Source organism: Flavobacteriales bacterium (assembly GCA_016716605.1).
Taxonomy (GTDB): Bacteria; Bacteroidota; Bacteroidia; order Flavobacteriales_F; family PHOS-HE28; genus PHOS-HE28.
This window is the reverse complement of sequence record JADJWA010000001.1, coordinates 1643376-1656957: the sequence shown is the minus strand read 5'-3', so window position 1 is coordinate 1656957 and position 13582 is coordinate 1643376. Positions and strand designations below refer to the sequence as shown.

Here is a 13582-nt window from a genome sequence, read left to right as displayed (position 1 = left end):
CGTTAGAGAGCGGGATTCCTAAGGAGAGCCTAAGGCGCAACCACCACGCGTTGCACAAGTGGCAGCCTCGCTCCAGCACCCGACACGCGGAGCAAGTAGCTTCCAGATGACAGTGAACTCGCGTCGATTGCCACGCGGCCATCGCTTGCCACTGCCGCCTCGGAGCGCACGATGCGGCCTAGTCCATCCTGCCATTCCAAGCGTACGCTGCCCTCCAAACCGGTCTGCACGAGCCAACCCGTATTCGAAATCGGGTTCGGGCTGGTCACGGCGCTGTACTCAGCGGACGTAGCCGGTGCAGCCGTGATTATCACAGGCGAATCGTGGTAGCGTCTCATGGGAGGATAGAATTCTGAAAAGGTCTTGAGGGTGGCCAGACCATCATGCACATAGTTGCATTGAGGCGCCGACAGTTCCGGTTCCATGATCACGCCAAGCATGGGCACGGCGAGCTCGTGGCTCCTGTAGATCCGTCCATCGGTGCCGCGCAAGAGCTGCTGGCGAACATTTCCGTTCACATAGTTGGGCTCGGCATAGGTATGGAGTACGGTGCGCGTCGCGGCTGCATCAGCTTCGTCCATGTCGTATTGCACCAACGTGAGATTCACTCCCGGTTGTCCCCAATTCGGTGCATGCTCAATAATGTAGAGGAAGCGGCCCGAAACGCTGAACTCGATGCCTTGCGCCCGCCTGCTCGGCAACGTGAGCTGATGACTCACCAGCCCGTTCGAGATGTCGAAGGCGAAGACCTCGGTCTCAAGCGTGTCTGGCACATTGCCCCCCGCACTGTTCGATTTTCGTTGGGTGTAAGCGAACCGGTCTCCCGCCGCATTGGGCACCCACTGGCCAAATTGCCAGTCGATGCTCCGGACCGGACCGGCGTCGCTGATGACTGGTGATGGACTGATGCCATTCTCGCTCACTTGGTAGGCGTGGAATTCATTCGAGCCGATCGGCTGCAACACGATCCAGTAGTCCTGTTCATTGGCATGCGGAACGGCCATGAAACTGGCGGCAACGTCCGTTGCCAACCAGTTCGTGCTTGGCTGAACCCCGCCAGATGGCGCTCCTTGCGCACCGATGTCCAAGGCAAGAACACCGAGTCGATGCATGTGCGGAGGGAAGGTGGTGTACCCGTTGATGAAGGCCATATATGCGCTATCAGGCGCATTGGGCTTCGGTATAAAGACGGCTTTGGAACCACCGCCCTGTGAAAGGCTCAGATTAACAGGCGTCCCAGGCAGCTCATTGTGGTCTCCGTCGAACAGGTGCCACGTTTGAAAGCCAGGGTATTTCCCCAAGTAAACCTTCAACTGCCCAGTAGTGTCACTGATGCTTGATAGCCCCAACCGCACGATGGAGTCCGCCACCGGCGGTTGGCCATCATTGAATGCAAGCCAGTTCCTTCCGGAGAGCACGTTCGCATTGCGCTTCTGCGCCATGGTCATGGCCGCGCCAAGGCCCAAAGCGCATGCGAGCATCGCGGCGCGTAGCAGTACGGCTCTCATGGTGTGTAAGGTTCAACCCGCCACCCGTGCGGGGCGGGCATGAGTTTGGGCTTTGGTAGAACGAATGTAATGGGATCGGTCGCGGTTGATACCCCGCACTTCTCCACGAACCCTCCTTGGCATTTCCCGTATGAACGGGCCGTGAAATTGGCCCGCAGTCTCTCCGTGCTGGTCGTTGCTGCTGCTTCGCATGCCGCGATGGCGCAGCAATCCGCTTCACCGTTGACCCAAGACAACGGCGATTGCTCCGGCGCCATCTTCATCGCCGATTCGGTCTTCCACCAGCCGCAGGCCGTGCGCGGTTTCGGCAACAAGCTCGAGATCAAGGAGAACCCCAGCGACCACACCCAGTGGTTCGAGCGCGAGCATCACAGCACCTGGTACAAGTTCCGCAGCCCGGCCACCACCATCCTCACGTTCGAGATCATCCCCGACAACATCGAGGACGACATCGACTTCCTGGTCTTCGAGGGGGCCATCCCCGGCATCTGCGACAAGATCGCCAGCAAGCAGGTGCAGCCCATCCGCAGCAACATCTCGCGCAACGACAAGAGCAACCGCTCCATCTGCGGCCTTCGCAAGGACGCCCCGGAGGACTTCGTCCGGAGCGGCGTTGGCAGCAGTTTCAGCCGCGCCATCGAGGTGAGGCAGGGCGACCTTTTCTACATCGCCATCGACTACCAGGATCGTCCCTTGGCGGGCTACACCATCAAGTTCCACTACGACCCGCCGCCGCCCCCACCAGAGCCCGAGGACAAGACCAAGCAGAAGCAACAGCTTTCCATAAGTGTGGTGGATGCCAAGACCGGCAAGCCCGTGGACGCCAACCTCACCATCGATGGCATGCGCTTCAATGAAGTGGTGGAAGCCAAGGGCAAGAGCAGCTATCAATTCGAGATGGACATGTACCGCAACCTGAAGATCGGCTGCGTACGCCAGGGCTACATGTTCCAGACCGTGCGGCTGAAGGGCAGCACCGATCCGGAGGTGAAGGTGGAGGTGAAGCTCAATCCCGTGGGCGCCGGTGAGCGCGTGGTGCTCGACGACATCCGCTTCGTGGGCAACGAGGACAAGGTGATGCGCCAGAGCGAGGCCAGCCTGCTGCTCCTGCTGCGCTTCATGCAGCTGAATCCCAAGGTGCGCATCGAGATCGAGGGCCATGTGAATGGCCCTACCTTCAAGAACAAGAAGGAATTCATCGAGCTGAGCACTTCGCGCGCGAGGACGGTCCATGACTTCCTTGTGGTCAACGACGTGGAACCTGACCGCCTTTCCCATGTGGGCTTGGGCAACTCCCAGATGCTCTATCCCAGCCCGAAGAACAAGGAGGAGAGCGAGGCCAACCGCCGCGTGGAAATCAAAGTGATCGCCAACTGATCGCCCCGCCAATCCGCCGCTCATCACAGGAGCCTTCGCTGGCCTGAGGCCCCCGGTACTTTTGGTCCATTCCCGCATTGTTGGCGGGAGAACCGGACCATGAGAGCCATCCCCGTCATCGCATCGATCGCCCTTTCGATCCCCGCCACCGCGCAGCAAGCATGGACCCTGGAGCAATGCGTGAAGCGCGCTGAGGAGCGCAGCCTCTCCGTGCTCAACGCCCAGCTCGATGCCGAGCTGGCCGACAAGACCAGGGACCAGGGCTATTGGTCGCTCGCGCCCGACCTGAACGGCGGTGCCACGCACGGCTACAATTACGGGCGTGTGATCGACCGCTTCACGAACACCTTCGCGAACGACCGGGTGCGCACCAATAACTTCTTCCTGAGCAGCACGCTCAGCTTGTTCGAGGGCTTCCGAAAGCAATCGGTGATCAGGCGGAATGAAGTGGATGCGAAGGCGGCGCGCCTGGGCATCGATGCTGCGCGCAATCAGGCCCGCCTCGAATCCGCGCAGGCCTTCCTCGATGTGGTGGCGCTGCGCGAACGAAAGGCCGCATCGGAGGCGCAGGCCGCCAGCACGCGCGAGCAGATCGCTCGCACGCAGGCCCTGGTCGAGGCGGGCCGGCTCGCTCGCGCCGACCTCCTGGCCATCGAATCGCAACTGGCGCAGGAGGAATTCGCCGTCGTTGACCTGGGCAACCAGGCCGACCAGCGCATGCTCGCGCTTGGCCGCGCGCTGCAATTGGAGCCGCAAGAGATGCTCAGCTTCAGCATCCAGGCACCGGCGATCACCGGCCTGCGGATCACCGAGCCCACGGCCGACCCCGCTGAGGTGCTGGCCAATGTCCTGCGCAGCAACCCCAGCTTCGCTCAAGCCGAAGCCCAGGCCCAGAGCGCTGAGAAGGGCATCGGCATCGCGCGATCCGGCAGCATGCCCACGCTCGGGCTGAATGGCTCCGTCGGCACGGGCTACAGCGGGCGAAACTTCCAGCAAGTGGGCGAGCCCATCATCGGCGATCCGGTGGTGATCGGCAGCACGCTCGGCGGAGATCTGGTGTATGCGCCCACCTTCAATGTGAACACGGAGCTCACGCCCTTCGGCAAGCAGCTCGACCAGAACCTCAACCAGAGCCTGCTCTTCCAGCTCAATGTCCCCATCTTCAACCAGATGCAGAACCGGCTGTCCATCGACCGCGCGCGCGTGCAGCACGAACGCGCTCGCAACAGCCTCGTTGCCGTGCGCAACGACCTGCAGCGCAATGTGCTCGATGCCATCGTGGCGCAGCGCTCGGCCTACAAGCAGTTCCTTGCTGCCCAGAAAGCGGTTGATGCCGCAGCCCTCAACGAGGCCTATGCCACCGAACGGCTCGCCCAGGGCGCCATCACGAGCATGGAGCTGGCCACCATCAAGGCCACGGTGAACCGCTCGCAGGCCGATCTGATCGCCGCCAAGTACCAGTACCTGATGGCGCAGAAGTACCTCGAGATCCTCCAAGGGATGCCCGTGGCGCTGTGATCGGTGCATCCGCCGCAGGTCCGTTCGTGCGGACATTTGCCCACGGCGCCGCGCAGGCGCCATCCGCATGACCGACCAGCGATTCAGCAATGTGGCCGAGGCCGAGCGCCTCTTCGCGCTGCAGCATGCGGCTGGGAATCTGCAGCGCCTGAAGGATTCCACTGTGAAGGATCGGCTCGAGCGCATCCGGGGCATCGAGCGATACCTGCTTGAGGAGAAACGGATGCGAGAATGGACCGAAGCCTTGCGCCTTGATCTCGGCCGATCTCCCGAGGAGAGCAAGGTGATCGAGCTGCTGCCCTTGCTCGCGGCATTCCGGCATGCATATGTCAACCTGCGCGGATGGGTGAAGGACCAGCCCGTACCGGTGCCCTTGGCGATGTCCGGCCTGAAGGCATGGACGCGCTACGAGCCGAAAGGGCATGTGCTCATCATCGCCCCTTGGAATTATCCGCTGCAGCTCGCAGTCCTGCCGCTCATGCATGCCATCGCTGCGGGCAATGCGGTGATCGTGAAGCCCTCGGAGGTCTCTGCGCATACGTCCGCTTTCATCAAGCGCATGATCGCCGATCTATTCGATGAAGCGGAGGTGGCCGTGGTCGAGGGCGATGTGCCCACCACCACAGCGCTGCTGGCGAAGCCCTTCCACCACATCTTCTTCACCGGGAGCCCCGCCGTGGGCAAGGTGGTGATGCGCGCCGCCGCGGAGCACCTGGCGTCGGTGACGCTGGAACTGGGGGGCAAATCGCCGGTGGTCGTGCACAAGAGCTTCGATATCCGGAAGGCGGCCAGCCTCATCATCTGGGGCAAGTGCATGAATACGGGCCAGACATGCATCGCCCCCGACTACGCGTTGGTGCGTGCTGATCAGGTCGATGCGTTCATCGCTGCGTGCGCGCTGGAGATCACGCGGATGTATGACCCCTCCGGCAAGGGCCTCGAATCCTCTTCCGAATATGGCCGCATGGTGGATGCGCGCAACTTCCAACGCGTGAAGGGCCTGATCGACGATGCCGTGGCGAAGGGCGCGCGCCTCGCCATTGGCGGCGGGCTGCATGAAGGCGACCGGTTCATGGCCCCGCATGTGCTCACGGGTGTTACCCCTGAAATGGCAGTGATGAAGGAAGAGGTGTTCGGCCCAGTGCTGCCCGTGATCGCTTACAGCGAGCTGGATGAGGCCCTGGCGGTGATCGCCAAGCTGGAGCGGCCGCTGTCATTCTACATCCTCAGCAACGATAAGCGCGCGACCGAGGCGATCATGCGCCGCACCACGGCCGGCACCACGGCCATCAACGAACTGATGGCCACGAGCTCGAATCCCTGGCAGCCCTTCGGCGGCGTGAATCACAGCGGCCTCGGCAAGAGCGGTGGCCGCCATTCCTTCCTCGCCTTCAGCAATGAGCGCAGCGTGCAGAAGCGCGTGTGGGGCACGCTCGCTCCATTGAAACCGCCCTTCAAGCCCTTCTTCATCCGCTGGGCCATGCGCTTGGCGCGCCTATGACGCGCGCGCCGCGTAGGATCGCCTTGCCATCTTCGCCGCCATGCCCGTGATCCTCTGCATCGAGACCGCCACCAAGCTCTGCTCCGTGGCGCTGGGCCGCGATTGCGTGCTGCTGGCTGAGCAGGAGCTTGCGAGCGATCGCTTAGTGCACGCTGAGAAGATCAATGTATTCATCGACGGGGTGCTGCGCGAAGCCGGCGTTGACATGCGGATGCTCGGTGCGGTGGCCGTTGGCATCGGGCCGGGCAGCTATACGGGCCTGCGCATCGGGCTCAGCGCGGCCAAGGGCCTCTGTTATGCGCTCGGTATCCCGATCATCGGCGTGTCCACCTTGGAGACCTTGATGCAGTCGTTAGGGCTGAAGGGACAAGTGCAATGGCCCATGATCGACGCGCGTCGCATGGAAGTGTTCACTCAGCCCTTCGGTCCCGATGGTCGCGCGCAGGGTGAAGCCGCACCGTTGATCCTGGATGAAGCATGGGCCGTCAGCGCTGGACCATGCACCGTGTTCGGCGATGGCGCCGACAAGGCCACGGAGCTCTGGTCCCGGCACCCGCGGATCACGCATCAGTCCGGCGCGCGGCCGCATGCGCGCGCCATGCTGGCCTTGGCAGAGGCACGCCTCGCATCCGGAGCGACCGACGACCTCGCCTACCTGGTGCCTCTCTACGGCAAGGAAGCCAAGGTGACCCAGCCGCGGAAGAAGGACGGATGAGGAACAGCGCGGATCAGCGCCGGGTCGTGACGAACTTCAGGACATGGATATGGCCTGAGGACTGGTCCTTGCGCAGCCGCGCCTTGGGCAGCATGGTGCCTTCCTCGTACACGTACTCGTCGCGCGAGACCTGCTTCTCGCCCAGCCAGTACTCGCTCTCGGTCACATTGCCGGCGGCATCGTAGCGCCACACCCGCCGGGTGATCCGGGCCTGTGCCAGATCGGGCTGCTCAGTGCGCTCGGCGAGCCGTCCCTGCTCATCGTAGCGGAAGGTGATCCGACCGCGCCGATTGCTCACCAGGTATCGATCCTCGATGGCGAGCAGGTAGCCGCGCCGGTCGCTGATGAAGAGCTGCTCGCGATAGGGCAGGTCCAGGTTGTTCAGGTATGATTTGCGCTCCGTGCTGTCGTTCAGGCGCGCATACCGGAAGTGCTCGTCGCTCACCTCGATGATGGCACCGGGCACCAATTCGTAGCGGTTGCTACGGAGGTTCTCGATCCGCTGATAGGTCTCCCGGATCACACGGCCCTCGGCATCGTACTGCTCCACGTAGGCGAAGTGGCCGCCGAGGTCGTTGCGCAGGCGCCGTTGCACGCGGCCCTCGGCATTGCGCTCGTAGCTGATGGAGGCGGTATCGCGCCCGGTGCCTGGTTGGCCGTAGGAGCTATTGCTGTAGATCAATCGGCCTGCGTCGTCGAAGCGGAAGAGCAGCCGTTCCCGCTCGCTGCGCATGGGTTCACCGTCGCGCTTCACCAGGCGCTCACCCACGATGCTGGCGATCCCATTGCGCGCGATGAATCGCTCGTTGAAGGCCGGCAGATCCGTTTCCTCCGCGCTCGGAAGCACGAGCAGGGCCTGGGAGACCGCCTGGCCGGCGCCGAACAGCAGAGCCATTGAAGGGAACAGGCCGCGCAGGCCGGTGAACATCGTCATCGCAACTGGGAGAGGGCTTCCTGAACCGTGGGAACGGGCAGCTGGCAGCTCTTCTCCACGCACACAAAGATCATGCTCCCGGGCAGGGCCTTATCGCGCAGCAAGGGCAGTTGCGAACGTCCCGTTGTGCCCAGGAAGAGCCGATTGGCGATGAAGCCCGCCGCGAAATCGCGCCGCAGCCGCAGCGCTTCAGGCCCCGTGATGGCAATCTCGTGCAGTGGCCATCCGCGCATCAGCGCGAGCTGGCCCCAATTGCTATGACCTGATGGATGCTCGGCGATGCGCGGGAGCATGCTCGCGAGCATGGCTTCGGCCATGCCGGTCAAACGGTCATCGTCGAAATAGGCGCCCAACACGAAGAGGCAGCGCGCCATCGCGGAATTGCTCGCCGGGATCACATTGTCTTCGAGCTCCATGGGGCGCGCGATCAAGGGCGCATCCTGGTCGCTGGTGAAGTGGAAGAAGCCAGTGGCCTCATCGCGGAAGTGGCGGATGGCATGTTCGGCCAGCGCTAGGGCCTCGGTGAGCCAGCGCTCATTGAAGGTGAGGCCGTAGAGCGCCAGAAGGGCCTCGATCGTGAACGCATAGTCCTCCAGGTAGCCATTGATGGTGGCGGCCCCTGACTTCCAGCTGTGCCGCAATCCGCCATCGGCCTTGCGGCATTCCTTAAGCAGATGCTCCATGCAACGCAGTGCTTGGCCGAGCCATCGCTCCTCGCCAAAGGCCTCGTGGGCATCGCACAGGCCGGTGACCATGAGCGCGTTCCAGCTGGTGAGCGATTTGTCGTCGAGGCCGGGCCGCACGCGCTTGCTGCGTGCCTGCATCAGCAAGGTCCGGATCCGCGCGAGGCGCTCATCCAGCTCCCCCTCGCCGATGCCGAAGGCGCGCGCGAAGTCGGCGTCGGGCATGCCGCGCCGCAGGATGTTGCGGTCATGCTCCCAAAGGGCCTGCCCGCCGATGTCGAAGTAGGCGCGGGCCAGGTCGTACTCGGGGCCGAGCACCTTCTGCAGATCGCCATCGGACCACACGTAGAAGAGGCCCTCCTCGCCCTCGCTGTCGGCATCGATCGCGCTGAAGAATGCGCCTTCAGGCGAGGACATCTCCTGCTCGATGAAGCCGATGGTGAGCGCGACCACCTCCTTGTAGAGCGGCTTCTTCAGCACTTGATAGGCCTGGCTGTAGAGCGATACGAGCTGCGCGTTGTCGTAAAGCATCTTCTCGAAATGCGGCACCTTCCACAGGGCGTCGGTGCTGTAACGCGCGAAGCCGCCGCCCACCCAATCGAAGATGCCGCCCATGGCCATGCGGACGAGCGTGAGCTCCACGTGCTGCAGCAAATCATTGTCGCTGGTGAGCACCGCCAAGCGCAACAGGAACTGGTAATTGTTGGGCATGGGGAACTTGGGCACTCGATCGGCCCCGCCGTGCTGCTGATCGAGGCGCGGCTTCCAAGCCTCAACCATGCGCAGCGCGGTTGCTCGCGCTTCGGTGATGGGCGCCGCCTCCTCCGGAGCGATCATGCTGCCGGCGACCCCGCGCTGCAGCCGCGCGGCCTGCTCCATCACGCGCTTGGGCTCTGCCTGCCAGGTCCGATCCAGGTCGGCGAGCACACGGCTCCATTGCTCCGGGGGGAAGTAGGTGCCGCCATACACGGGCCGGCCATCGGGCAGGGCGAAACAGTTCAAGGGCCAGCCGCCCCGGCCAGTCATCAACTGCACGGCGGCCATGTACACATGGTCCACGTCCGGCCGTTCCTCGCGATCCACCTTCACGCACACGTAATGGGCGTTCATCAGCGCCGCGATCGCGGGATCCACGAAGCTCTCGCGCTCCATCACATGGCACCAATGACAACTGCTGTAGCCGATGCTCACGAGCAGGAGCTTGTTCTCCGCGCGCGCTTTGGCGAGGGCCTCCTCGCCCCATGGGTGCCAATCCACCGGGTTGTGCGCGTGCTGCAGAAGGTAGGGGCTGCTCTCGCGGATGAGCCTGTTGGGCTGGTTACTTTGTCCGTGCGTCATGGATGCTTCAAAGGAAATCGCTCGCGCACCGGTGCGGACTGATGCCCGGCAGCGCGATCAACCATTCGCCGTTGGATCGGGGACCCAAGCGCAGGTGCGCGACCGCAGCTGGCCCGGCACCCTTATGGCCTTCGGTGTCTTCGTTGCTTTGGTGAGCGCGCTTACCGTGGTGCCCTGGACGCTCATCGACCATGGCCTGCTGATGCGCTTCTTCATCGGCCTGTGCTTCGTGGGCAACCTGCTGCCCTACGCGCGCTCCGGGCTGCGCATGGGCATGGAGCGCTTGGAATGGTTCCTCTTCAACCTCCTGTCCATTGGTCCGATTGTGACCAGTGCGCTGCTCTGGGCTAATTACTTCGGTCATGGCCCTGCATCCGTTAGCACGCATGCGGTGGTCGATGTCGAGAATCACCGCACGTACTGGACCTACACATTCTCCGATGACTTCCTGCAAGACCATTGGATGGCGCGAAGCATCTATCCCGACTTGCCCGATGCGCATGGCCACGTGCAGGAAGTGAGCATCGCCGAGGGCCTGCTGGGATTCGAGGTGGTGGTGCAGAAACGGCCGGTGGTCAGTCCCTGAGGCTGATCACCTGGCTCACCTCGAAGGGGAAGCGCTTCTTCAGCGCGCCTGCACGCCCGGCAGCGCTTCCCTTCGCCCCCACCTTCACCTCGCCGCTCAGCGCACTGGTGATCAGCATGGCCACCAACGGCCCGCCGGCGAGGTCGGCGTGCATGTACACCGGATAGACCGCGGTGGCCTTCTTATCGATCACCAGCGCCGAATCGAGCAGGGCCTTGCCGATGAAACGGTCGTTGAGGAAGAGGTCCACATCAGGCTCCTCCACATGGATGCGGAAGCCGTTGGGGTTCTCGATGCGCGCATCGATCCGCAAGGCGATGGCCTTGGCATTCATGCTGATCAGCTCGGCATCGGTGATCTCGTGCAGCACCACATCCTGATAGCGCGAGCAGGAGGCGAAGAGCAGGGCGACGGCGAGAAATTCAAGTGGGCGCATGGGTCTCATGATCGGCGGCGTGGCGAAGATGGTGCCGGGACGGGCCTGCACTGCTACTGCGGATGGGCCCTCCGGGTGGCTGCGATCGACTTCTTGATCATCGCCGTCAGCACGTTCAGGTCAATATCCTCGAGGCGCTTCACATAGAGGCAGCCCTTGGAGGCCCTGTGCTTCCCCAGCCTGGCAAGCAGATCCGGTTCCTGGGCCTCCGCGCCGAGGTAGATCACCAGTTCCGGCTTGCGCGGACTGAAGGCCGCCAGGGGCGCACTGCCCGAATGACCGCTGGCGTAGGAATAGTGGTAGGTGCCGAAGCCGACGATGGATGGGCCGTACATGTGCGGCGCCTCTCCGGTCAGCTCCTGCATCAACCTGATCAGCGCATGGCAGTCATCGCGAACCTGCTCTTTCGTCTGCTTCTCGATGAAGGCATCGACGCTCGCAGCGGTAGCGCGTGTCTTATTGGGCTTAGGCATGGGCTCTAAAGGGATTGCGCCAATGGCAAAGATCCGCCTTGATCGGAGATCCGCGCTGAAGGTCCGCTGAGCCGCCGCGGAGGTGGAGACATCTTGCGCGGATCCAGAGACACGGACACCCCACGCGCAGATGGGTGGCGACGCGGGCGGCTGCTATCTTCAGCCCATGCCCATCTGGATCCATCTAGCCAACCTCATCGTCTTGAAGCAAGCCGTGGAGCACAAATTCCCCGGAGGGCTTGAGGGCTTCCGCGCGGAGTACGAGATCGATGATCCGGAGAACTTCCAGCAAGAGGATGGCGAACTCTTCAGCATCAGCGCGATGAACGCCTCTGCACTGCAAGCCGATGCCGGACGACTGATCGACCTCGGCTTCCTATTCGATGAACGGAACGACGGCCCGAACGAACTGGCCATCCTCACGCGCTATGGCGGGGTGGCGGCCCGCCCGGCATGGCTATGCTTCAACTCCTTCTACGCCTGGCATAACGAATGCTCCGCGGCGTCGCGCGTAAAAGTGGAAGCCGTGCAGGGCATGGACCGGGACGCGTTCGAGGCCCAGCTGGCAAGCGGCGAGCTCCGTACTGGGGCGATATTTGAATAGCGGCGCGGCGCATGTGCGTGCTTGGTGCGCCGAGCCGTGGGGTCGTCCGTTTACCGCTGCGGAGGTGGTGCGCACGCAAGGATGCCCTGCGGGGGGCTATAGAGATTCGAGGGAGCGGGGTGCCTTACCCGCCTTTCACCAGCCTTTGCTTTACCACCCCATTCCCCGTGCTAATGCACAGCGTGTAGAGTCCATCCGCCACTCCGGATATGGAAAGCGTGCTTCGGGTACCCGAAACCTGTTCGCTCAGCACCATCCTGCCCTGACTGTCGATCAGCTCGATGTGACAGAGGTCGGATGTCGGTCGCTGGAGCGTGACCTCATCCGCGGCCGGGTTCGGGAACACGTGCATGCCGGGTGCCGGTGCCCCGCCATGCACCGCCGTGGTCAGCAGGCCAGGAAAACGGACATACATGGAACCACCGCCCATGCCGCCATCGAAGAAGGTCTGGTCCTCGAAGGAGACCAGGTATATGGGAATGCCGGGCTTATGGAACCGATGCGTGAGCAGGGTGTAGGTGGAGATATCCGGCACACCAACGACCTCGGTGGTCCACGCCATCTCGGTGCGGATCAGCACGCAATCGGTGTAGGTGCCCCATGGCATGATCACGGTGCCGTAGCCTTCGTAGGACACGTTCGTCGTTCCCGATAGGATACGGTCGAAGCCCCCGCCTGTCTCGAAACAATCATAGGTATCCATGAAGGCATCCTGGTAATTGAACGGATAGGTCACCAGGGTCTGTGGGTCATCACAAACGCGGTATTGCCCGCCGGCACTTATCCCCACTCCCAAGTACAGCTCCTCGGTGGGGCTCGATGCGTAGAAGAAGTCGGAAAAGTCCGGGTCGTGGTCGGTTGCCGTGGCATCGGGGTAATAGCTTGCCAGCACGGAGGTGGACGGGGCGATGATGTCGATGACATCCGCCCAAGCACCCGAGCCTAGGGAGCTGAAATTCCAGGTGAGCCCTGCACCGTATAGCGGGATCTGGTAAGCACTACTGCCATAAATCGTCCAGTTGTCACCGGGTGAATAGGCCAAGGCGCCAGACTGCAACGTGGGCTGAGCCAGGGTGCCCGTGGCCGTGGAGGCCAGCACAATGAGCATCAAAGTCGTTCGCATTGGAAGACCGGTGGTTGGTGTTTACAAGACGCCGGGGCAGCCCTGTGGTTGTCGAAGCTACGCTGGAGGTGGCGGCCACGACTCGCGGACTCGCGGCAGCGGGGGCTTCGTTGCGGTGGTAGCGCGGCACCATGATCCGATCCTATCTTTGGATCAAGCTCTAGCACCATGAAGCTCAACGAACTCAAGGTCTCCCTCGCCAAGCAGATCCTGGAATCCGAAAGCGAATCCGAATTGCATTCCGTGGACATGGTGCTCAACCAAGGATTCAACTTCGAGTTGAGCGCTGAGCAAAAGGTACAGCTCGACGCATCGCACCAACGCTACGTGCGTGGCGAGGGCAAGAGCTTCACGAGCGCGCAAATGGTGCGGCGGGTCCGTAAGGCGGTGCGTTGATGGCACCCACGCTCATCTACCGCGACGAGGCCACGGACGACATCGCCGAGGGCATGGCGTGGTACCGAGATAGAGCTGAAGGCCTTGATGAGCGGTTCCTGAAGGAAGTCCTTGCATGCGAAGCGGCCATCAGGAAGTTCCCGCGCGGCAGCCCCATCATCTACAAGCACTTCAGGAAGCTGCCTCTGCATGGCTTCCCCTATGTGCTGCTCTATGGCGAATGGAAGAATGCGGTGGTCATCTATCGCGTCTTCCACACCAGCCAACACCCGGGGAAGCGATTCCGAAAGAAGAAGTGATTGCGGCTACGTGCCGCGGGCTTGCCTGCCGAAGGCAGGGTCGTCCGTTAAGTGCACGGACTGACCGCTGCGGAGGTGGGAGGACACCCTG

Annotated in this window: 14 protein-coding genes; 8 read left to right on the top strand and 6 right to left on the bottom strand. The window is 62.8% G+C overall.

Annotation, left to right across the window (positions count from 1 at the left end):
* Nucleotides 1-29 precede the first annotated feature (29 nt).
* Complete coding sequence (locus tag IPM12_06510; protein ID MBK9147456.1) at nt 30-1508, bottom strand: hypothetical protein; 1479 nt, start codon at nt 1506-1508, stop codon at nt 30-32.
* A 141-nt stretch (nt 1509-1649) separates the two neighbouring features.
* Between IPM12_06510 and IPM12_06505 the strand changes: the two genes are divergently transcribed.
* The 4 genes from IPM12_06505 to tsaB all read left to right on the top strand — a co-directional run bounded on the left by IPM12_06505 (nt 1650) and on the right by tsaB (nt 6619).
* Nucleotides 1650-2885 (top strand): OmpA family protein, encoded by a 1236-nt coding sequence (locus IPM12_06505; protein ID MBK9147455.1) that lies wholly within the window; start codon nt 1650-1652, stop codon nt 2883-2885.
* Nucleotides 2886-2984: 99 nt separating this feature from the next.
* Nucleotides 2985-4403, top strand: a complete 1419-nt coding sequence (locus tag IPM12_06500; protein MBK9147454.1) for a TolC family protein — start codon at nt 2985-2987, stop codon at nt 4401-4403.
* A 67-nt stretch (nt 4404-4470) separates the two neighbouring features.
* The gene (locus IPM12_06495) at nt 4471-5904 is read left to right on the top strand and encodes an aldehyde dehydrogenase family protein (protein MBK9147453.1); all 1434 of its coding nucleotides are present in this window, start codon (nt 4471-4473) and stop codon (nt 5902-5904) included.
* Between the two features lie 40 nt (nt 5905-5944).
* Nucleotides 5945-6619: a tRNA (adenosine(37)-N6)-threonylcarbamoyltransferase complex dimerization subunit type 1 TsaB gene (gene tsaB, locus IPM12_06490; protein MBK9147452.1), complete on the top strand. Its 675-nt coding sequence runs from the start codon at nt 5945-5947 to the stop codon at nt 6617-6619.
* A 13-nt stretch (nt 6620-6632) separates the two neighbouring features.
* On the opposite strand, the gene IPM12_06485 is transcribed toward tsaB, so the two are convergent.
* Entirely contained in the window at nt 6633-7553 is a 921-nt protein-coding gene (locus IPM12_06485; GenBank protein MBK9147451.1) for a hypothetical protein, read from the bottom strand.
* Entirely contained in the window at nt 7550-9574 is a 2025-nt protein-coding gene (locus IPM12_06480) for a thioredoxin domain-containing protein (GenBank protein ID MBK9147450.1), read from the bottom strand. The genes IPM12_06485 and IPM12_06480 overlap by 4 nt, the downstream gene beginning before the upstream one ends.
* On the opposite strand from IPM12_06480, the gene IPM12_06475 reads away from it, so the two are divergent.
* Complete coding sequence (locus IPM12_06475) at nt 9573-10160, top strand: hypothetical protein (protein MBK9147449.1); 588 nt, start codon at nt 9573-9575, stop codon at nt 10158-10160. The genes IPM12_06480 and IPM12_06475 overlap by 2 nt on opposite strands.
* On the opposite strand, the gene IPM12_06470 is transcribed toward IPM12_06475, so the two are convergent.
* Nucleotides 10150-10596, bottom strand: coding sequence for an LEA type 2 family protein (locus IPM12_06470; protein MBK9147448.1), 447 nt, complete (start codon nt 10594-10596; stop codon nt 10150-10152). The genes IPM12_06475 and IPM12_06470 overlap by 11 nt on opposite strands.
* 53 nt (nt 10597-10649) lie before the next feature.
* The gene (locus tag IPM12_06465) at nt 10650-11069 is read right to left on the bottom strand and encodes a DUF1801 domain-containing protein (protein ID MBK9147447.1); all 420 of its coding nucleotides are present in this window, start codon (nt 11067-11069) and stop codon (nt 10650-10652) included.
* Nucleotides 11070-11235: 166 nt separating this feature from the next.
* Between IPM12_06465 and IPM12_06460 the strand changes: the two genes are divergently transcribed.
* A complete protein-coding gene (locus IPM12_06460; protein ID MBK9147446.1) occupies nt 11236-11673 on the top strand; it encodes a hypothetical protein in 438 nt (145 codons plus the stop codon).
* Nucleotides 11674-11797: 124 nt separating this feature from the next.
* Here IPM12_06460 and IPM12_06455 read toward each other — a convergent pair whose 3' ends face one another.
* Nucleotides 11798-12796 carry a T9SS type A sorting domain-containing protein gene (locus tag IPM12_06455; GenBank protein MBK9147445.1) on the bottom strand — a complete coding sequence of 333 codons (999 nt, stop codon included), beginning with the start codon at nt 12794-12796 and terminating at the stop codon, nt 11798-11800.
* Between the two features lie 168 nt (nt 12797-12964).
* On the opposite strand from IPM12_06455, the gene IPM12_06450 reads away from it, so the two are divergent.
* On the top strand, nt 12965-13192 hold the full coding sequence (locus IPM12_06450) for a hypothetical protein (protein ID MBK9147444.1): 228 nt from the start codon (nt 12965-12967) through the stop codon (nt 13190-13192).
* Entirely contained in the window at nt 13192-13491 is a 300-nt protein-coding gene (locus IPM12_06445) for a type II toxin-antitoxin system RelE/ParE family toxin (GenBank protein MBK9147443.1), read from the top strand. Before IPM12_06450 ends, IPM12_06445 begins: the two co-directional genes overlap by 1 nt.
* Nucleotides 13492-13582 lie beyond the last annotated feature (91 nt).

Coding starts and splice junctions, on each gene's coding strand:
- IPM12_06460 (MBK9147446.1), top strand. CDS start 11,236: ATGCCCATCTGGATCCATCTAGCCAACCTCATCGTCTTGAAGCAAGCC.
- IPM12_06510 (MBK9147456.1), bottom strand. CDS start 1,508: ATGAGAGCCGTACTGCTACGCGCCGCGATGCTCGCATGCGCTTTGGGC.
- IPM12_06455 (MBK9147445.1), bottom strand. CDS start 12,796: ATGCGAACGACTTTGATGCTCATTGTGCTGGCCTCCACGGCCACGGGC.
- IPM12_06485 (MBK9147451.1), bottom strand. CDS start 7,553: ATGACGATGTTCACCGGCCTGCGCGGCCTGTTCCCTTCAATGGCTCTG.
- tsaB (MBK9147452.1), top strand. CDS start 5,945: ATGCCCGTGATCCTCTGCATCGAGACCGCCACCAAGCTCTGCTCCGTG.
- IPM12_06450 (MBK9147444.1), top strand. CDS start 12,965: ATGAAGCTCAACGAACTCAAGGTCTCCCTCGCCAAGCAGATCCTGGAA.
- IPM12_06480 (MBK9147450.1), bottom strand. CDS start 9,574: ATGACGCACGGACAAAGTAACCAGCCCAACAGGCTCATCCGCGAGAGC.
- IPM12_06445 (MBK9147443.1), top strand. CDS start 13,192: ATGGCACCCACGCTCATCTACCGCGACGAGGCCACGGACGACATCGCC.
- IPM12_06475 (MBK9147449.1), top strand. CDS start 9,573: ATGGATGCTTCAAAGGAAATCGCTCGCGCACCGGTGCGGACTGATGCC.
- IPM12_06500 (MBK9147454.1), top strand. CDS start 2,985: ATGAGAGCCATCCCCGTCATCGCATCGATCGCCCTTTCGATCCCCGCC.
- IPM12_06495 (MBK9147453.1), top strand. CDS start 4,471: ATGACCGACCAGCGATTCAGCAATGTGGCCGAGGCCGAGCGCCTCTTC.
- IPM12_06465 (MBK9147447.1), bottom strand. CDS start 11,069: ATGCCTAAGCCCAATAAGACACGCGCTACCGCTGCGAGCGTCGATGCC.
- IPM12_06470 (MBK9147448.1), bottom strand. CDS start 10,596: ATGCGCCCACTTGAATTTCTCGCCGTCGCCCTGCTCTTCGCCTCCTGC.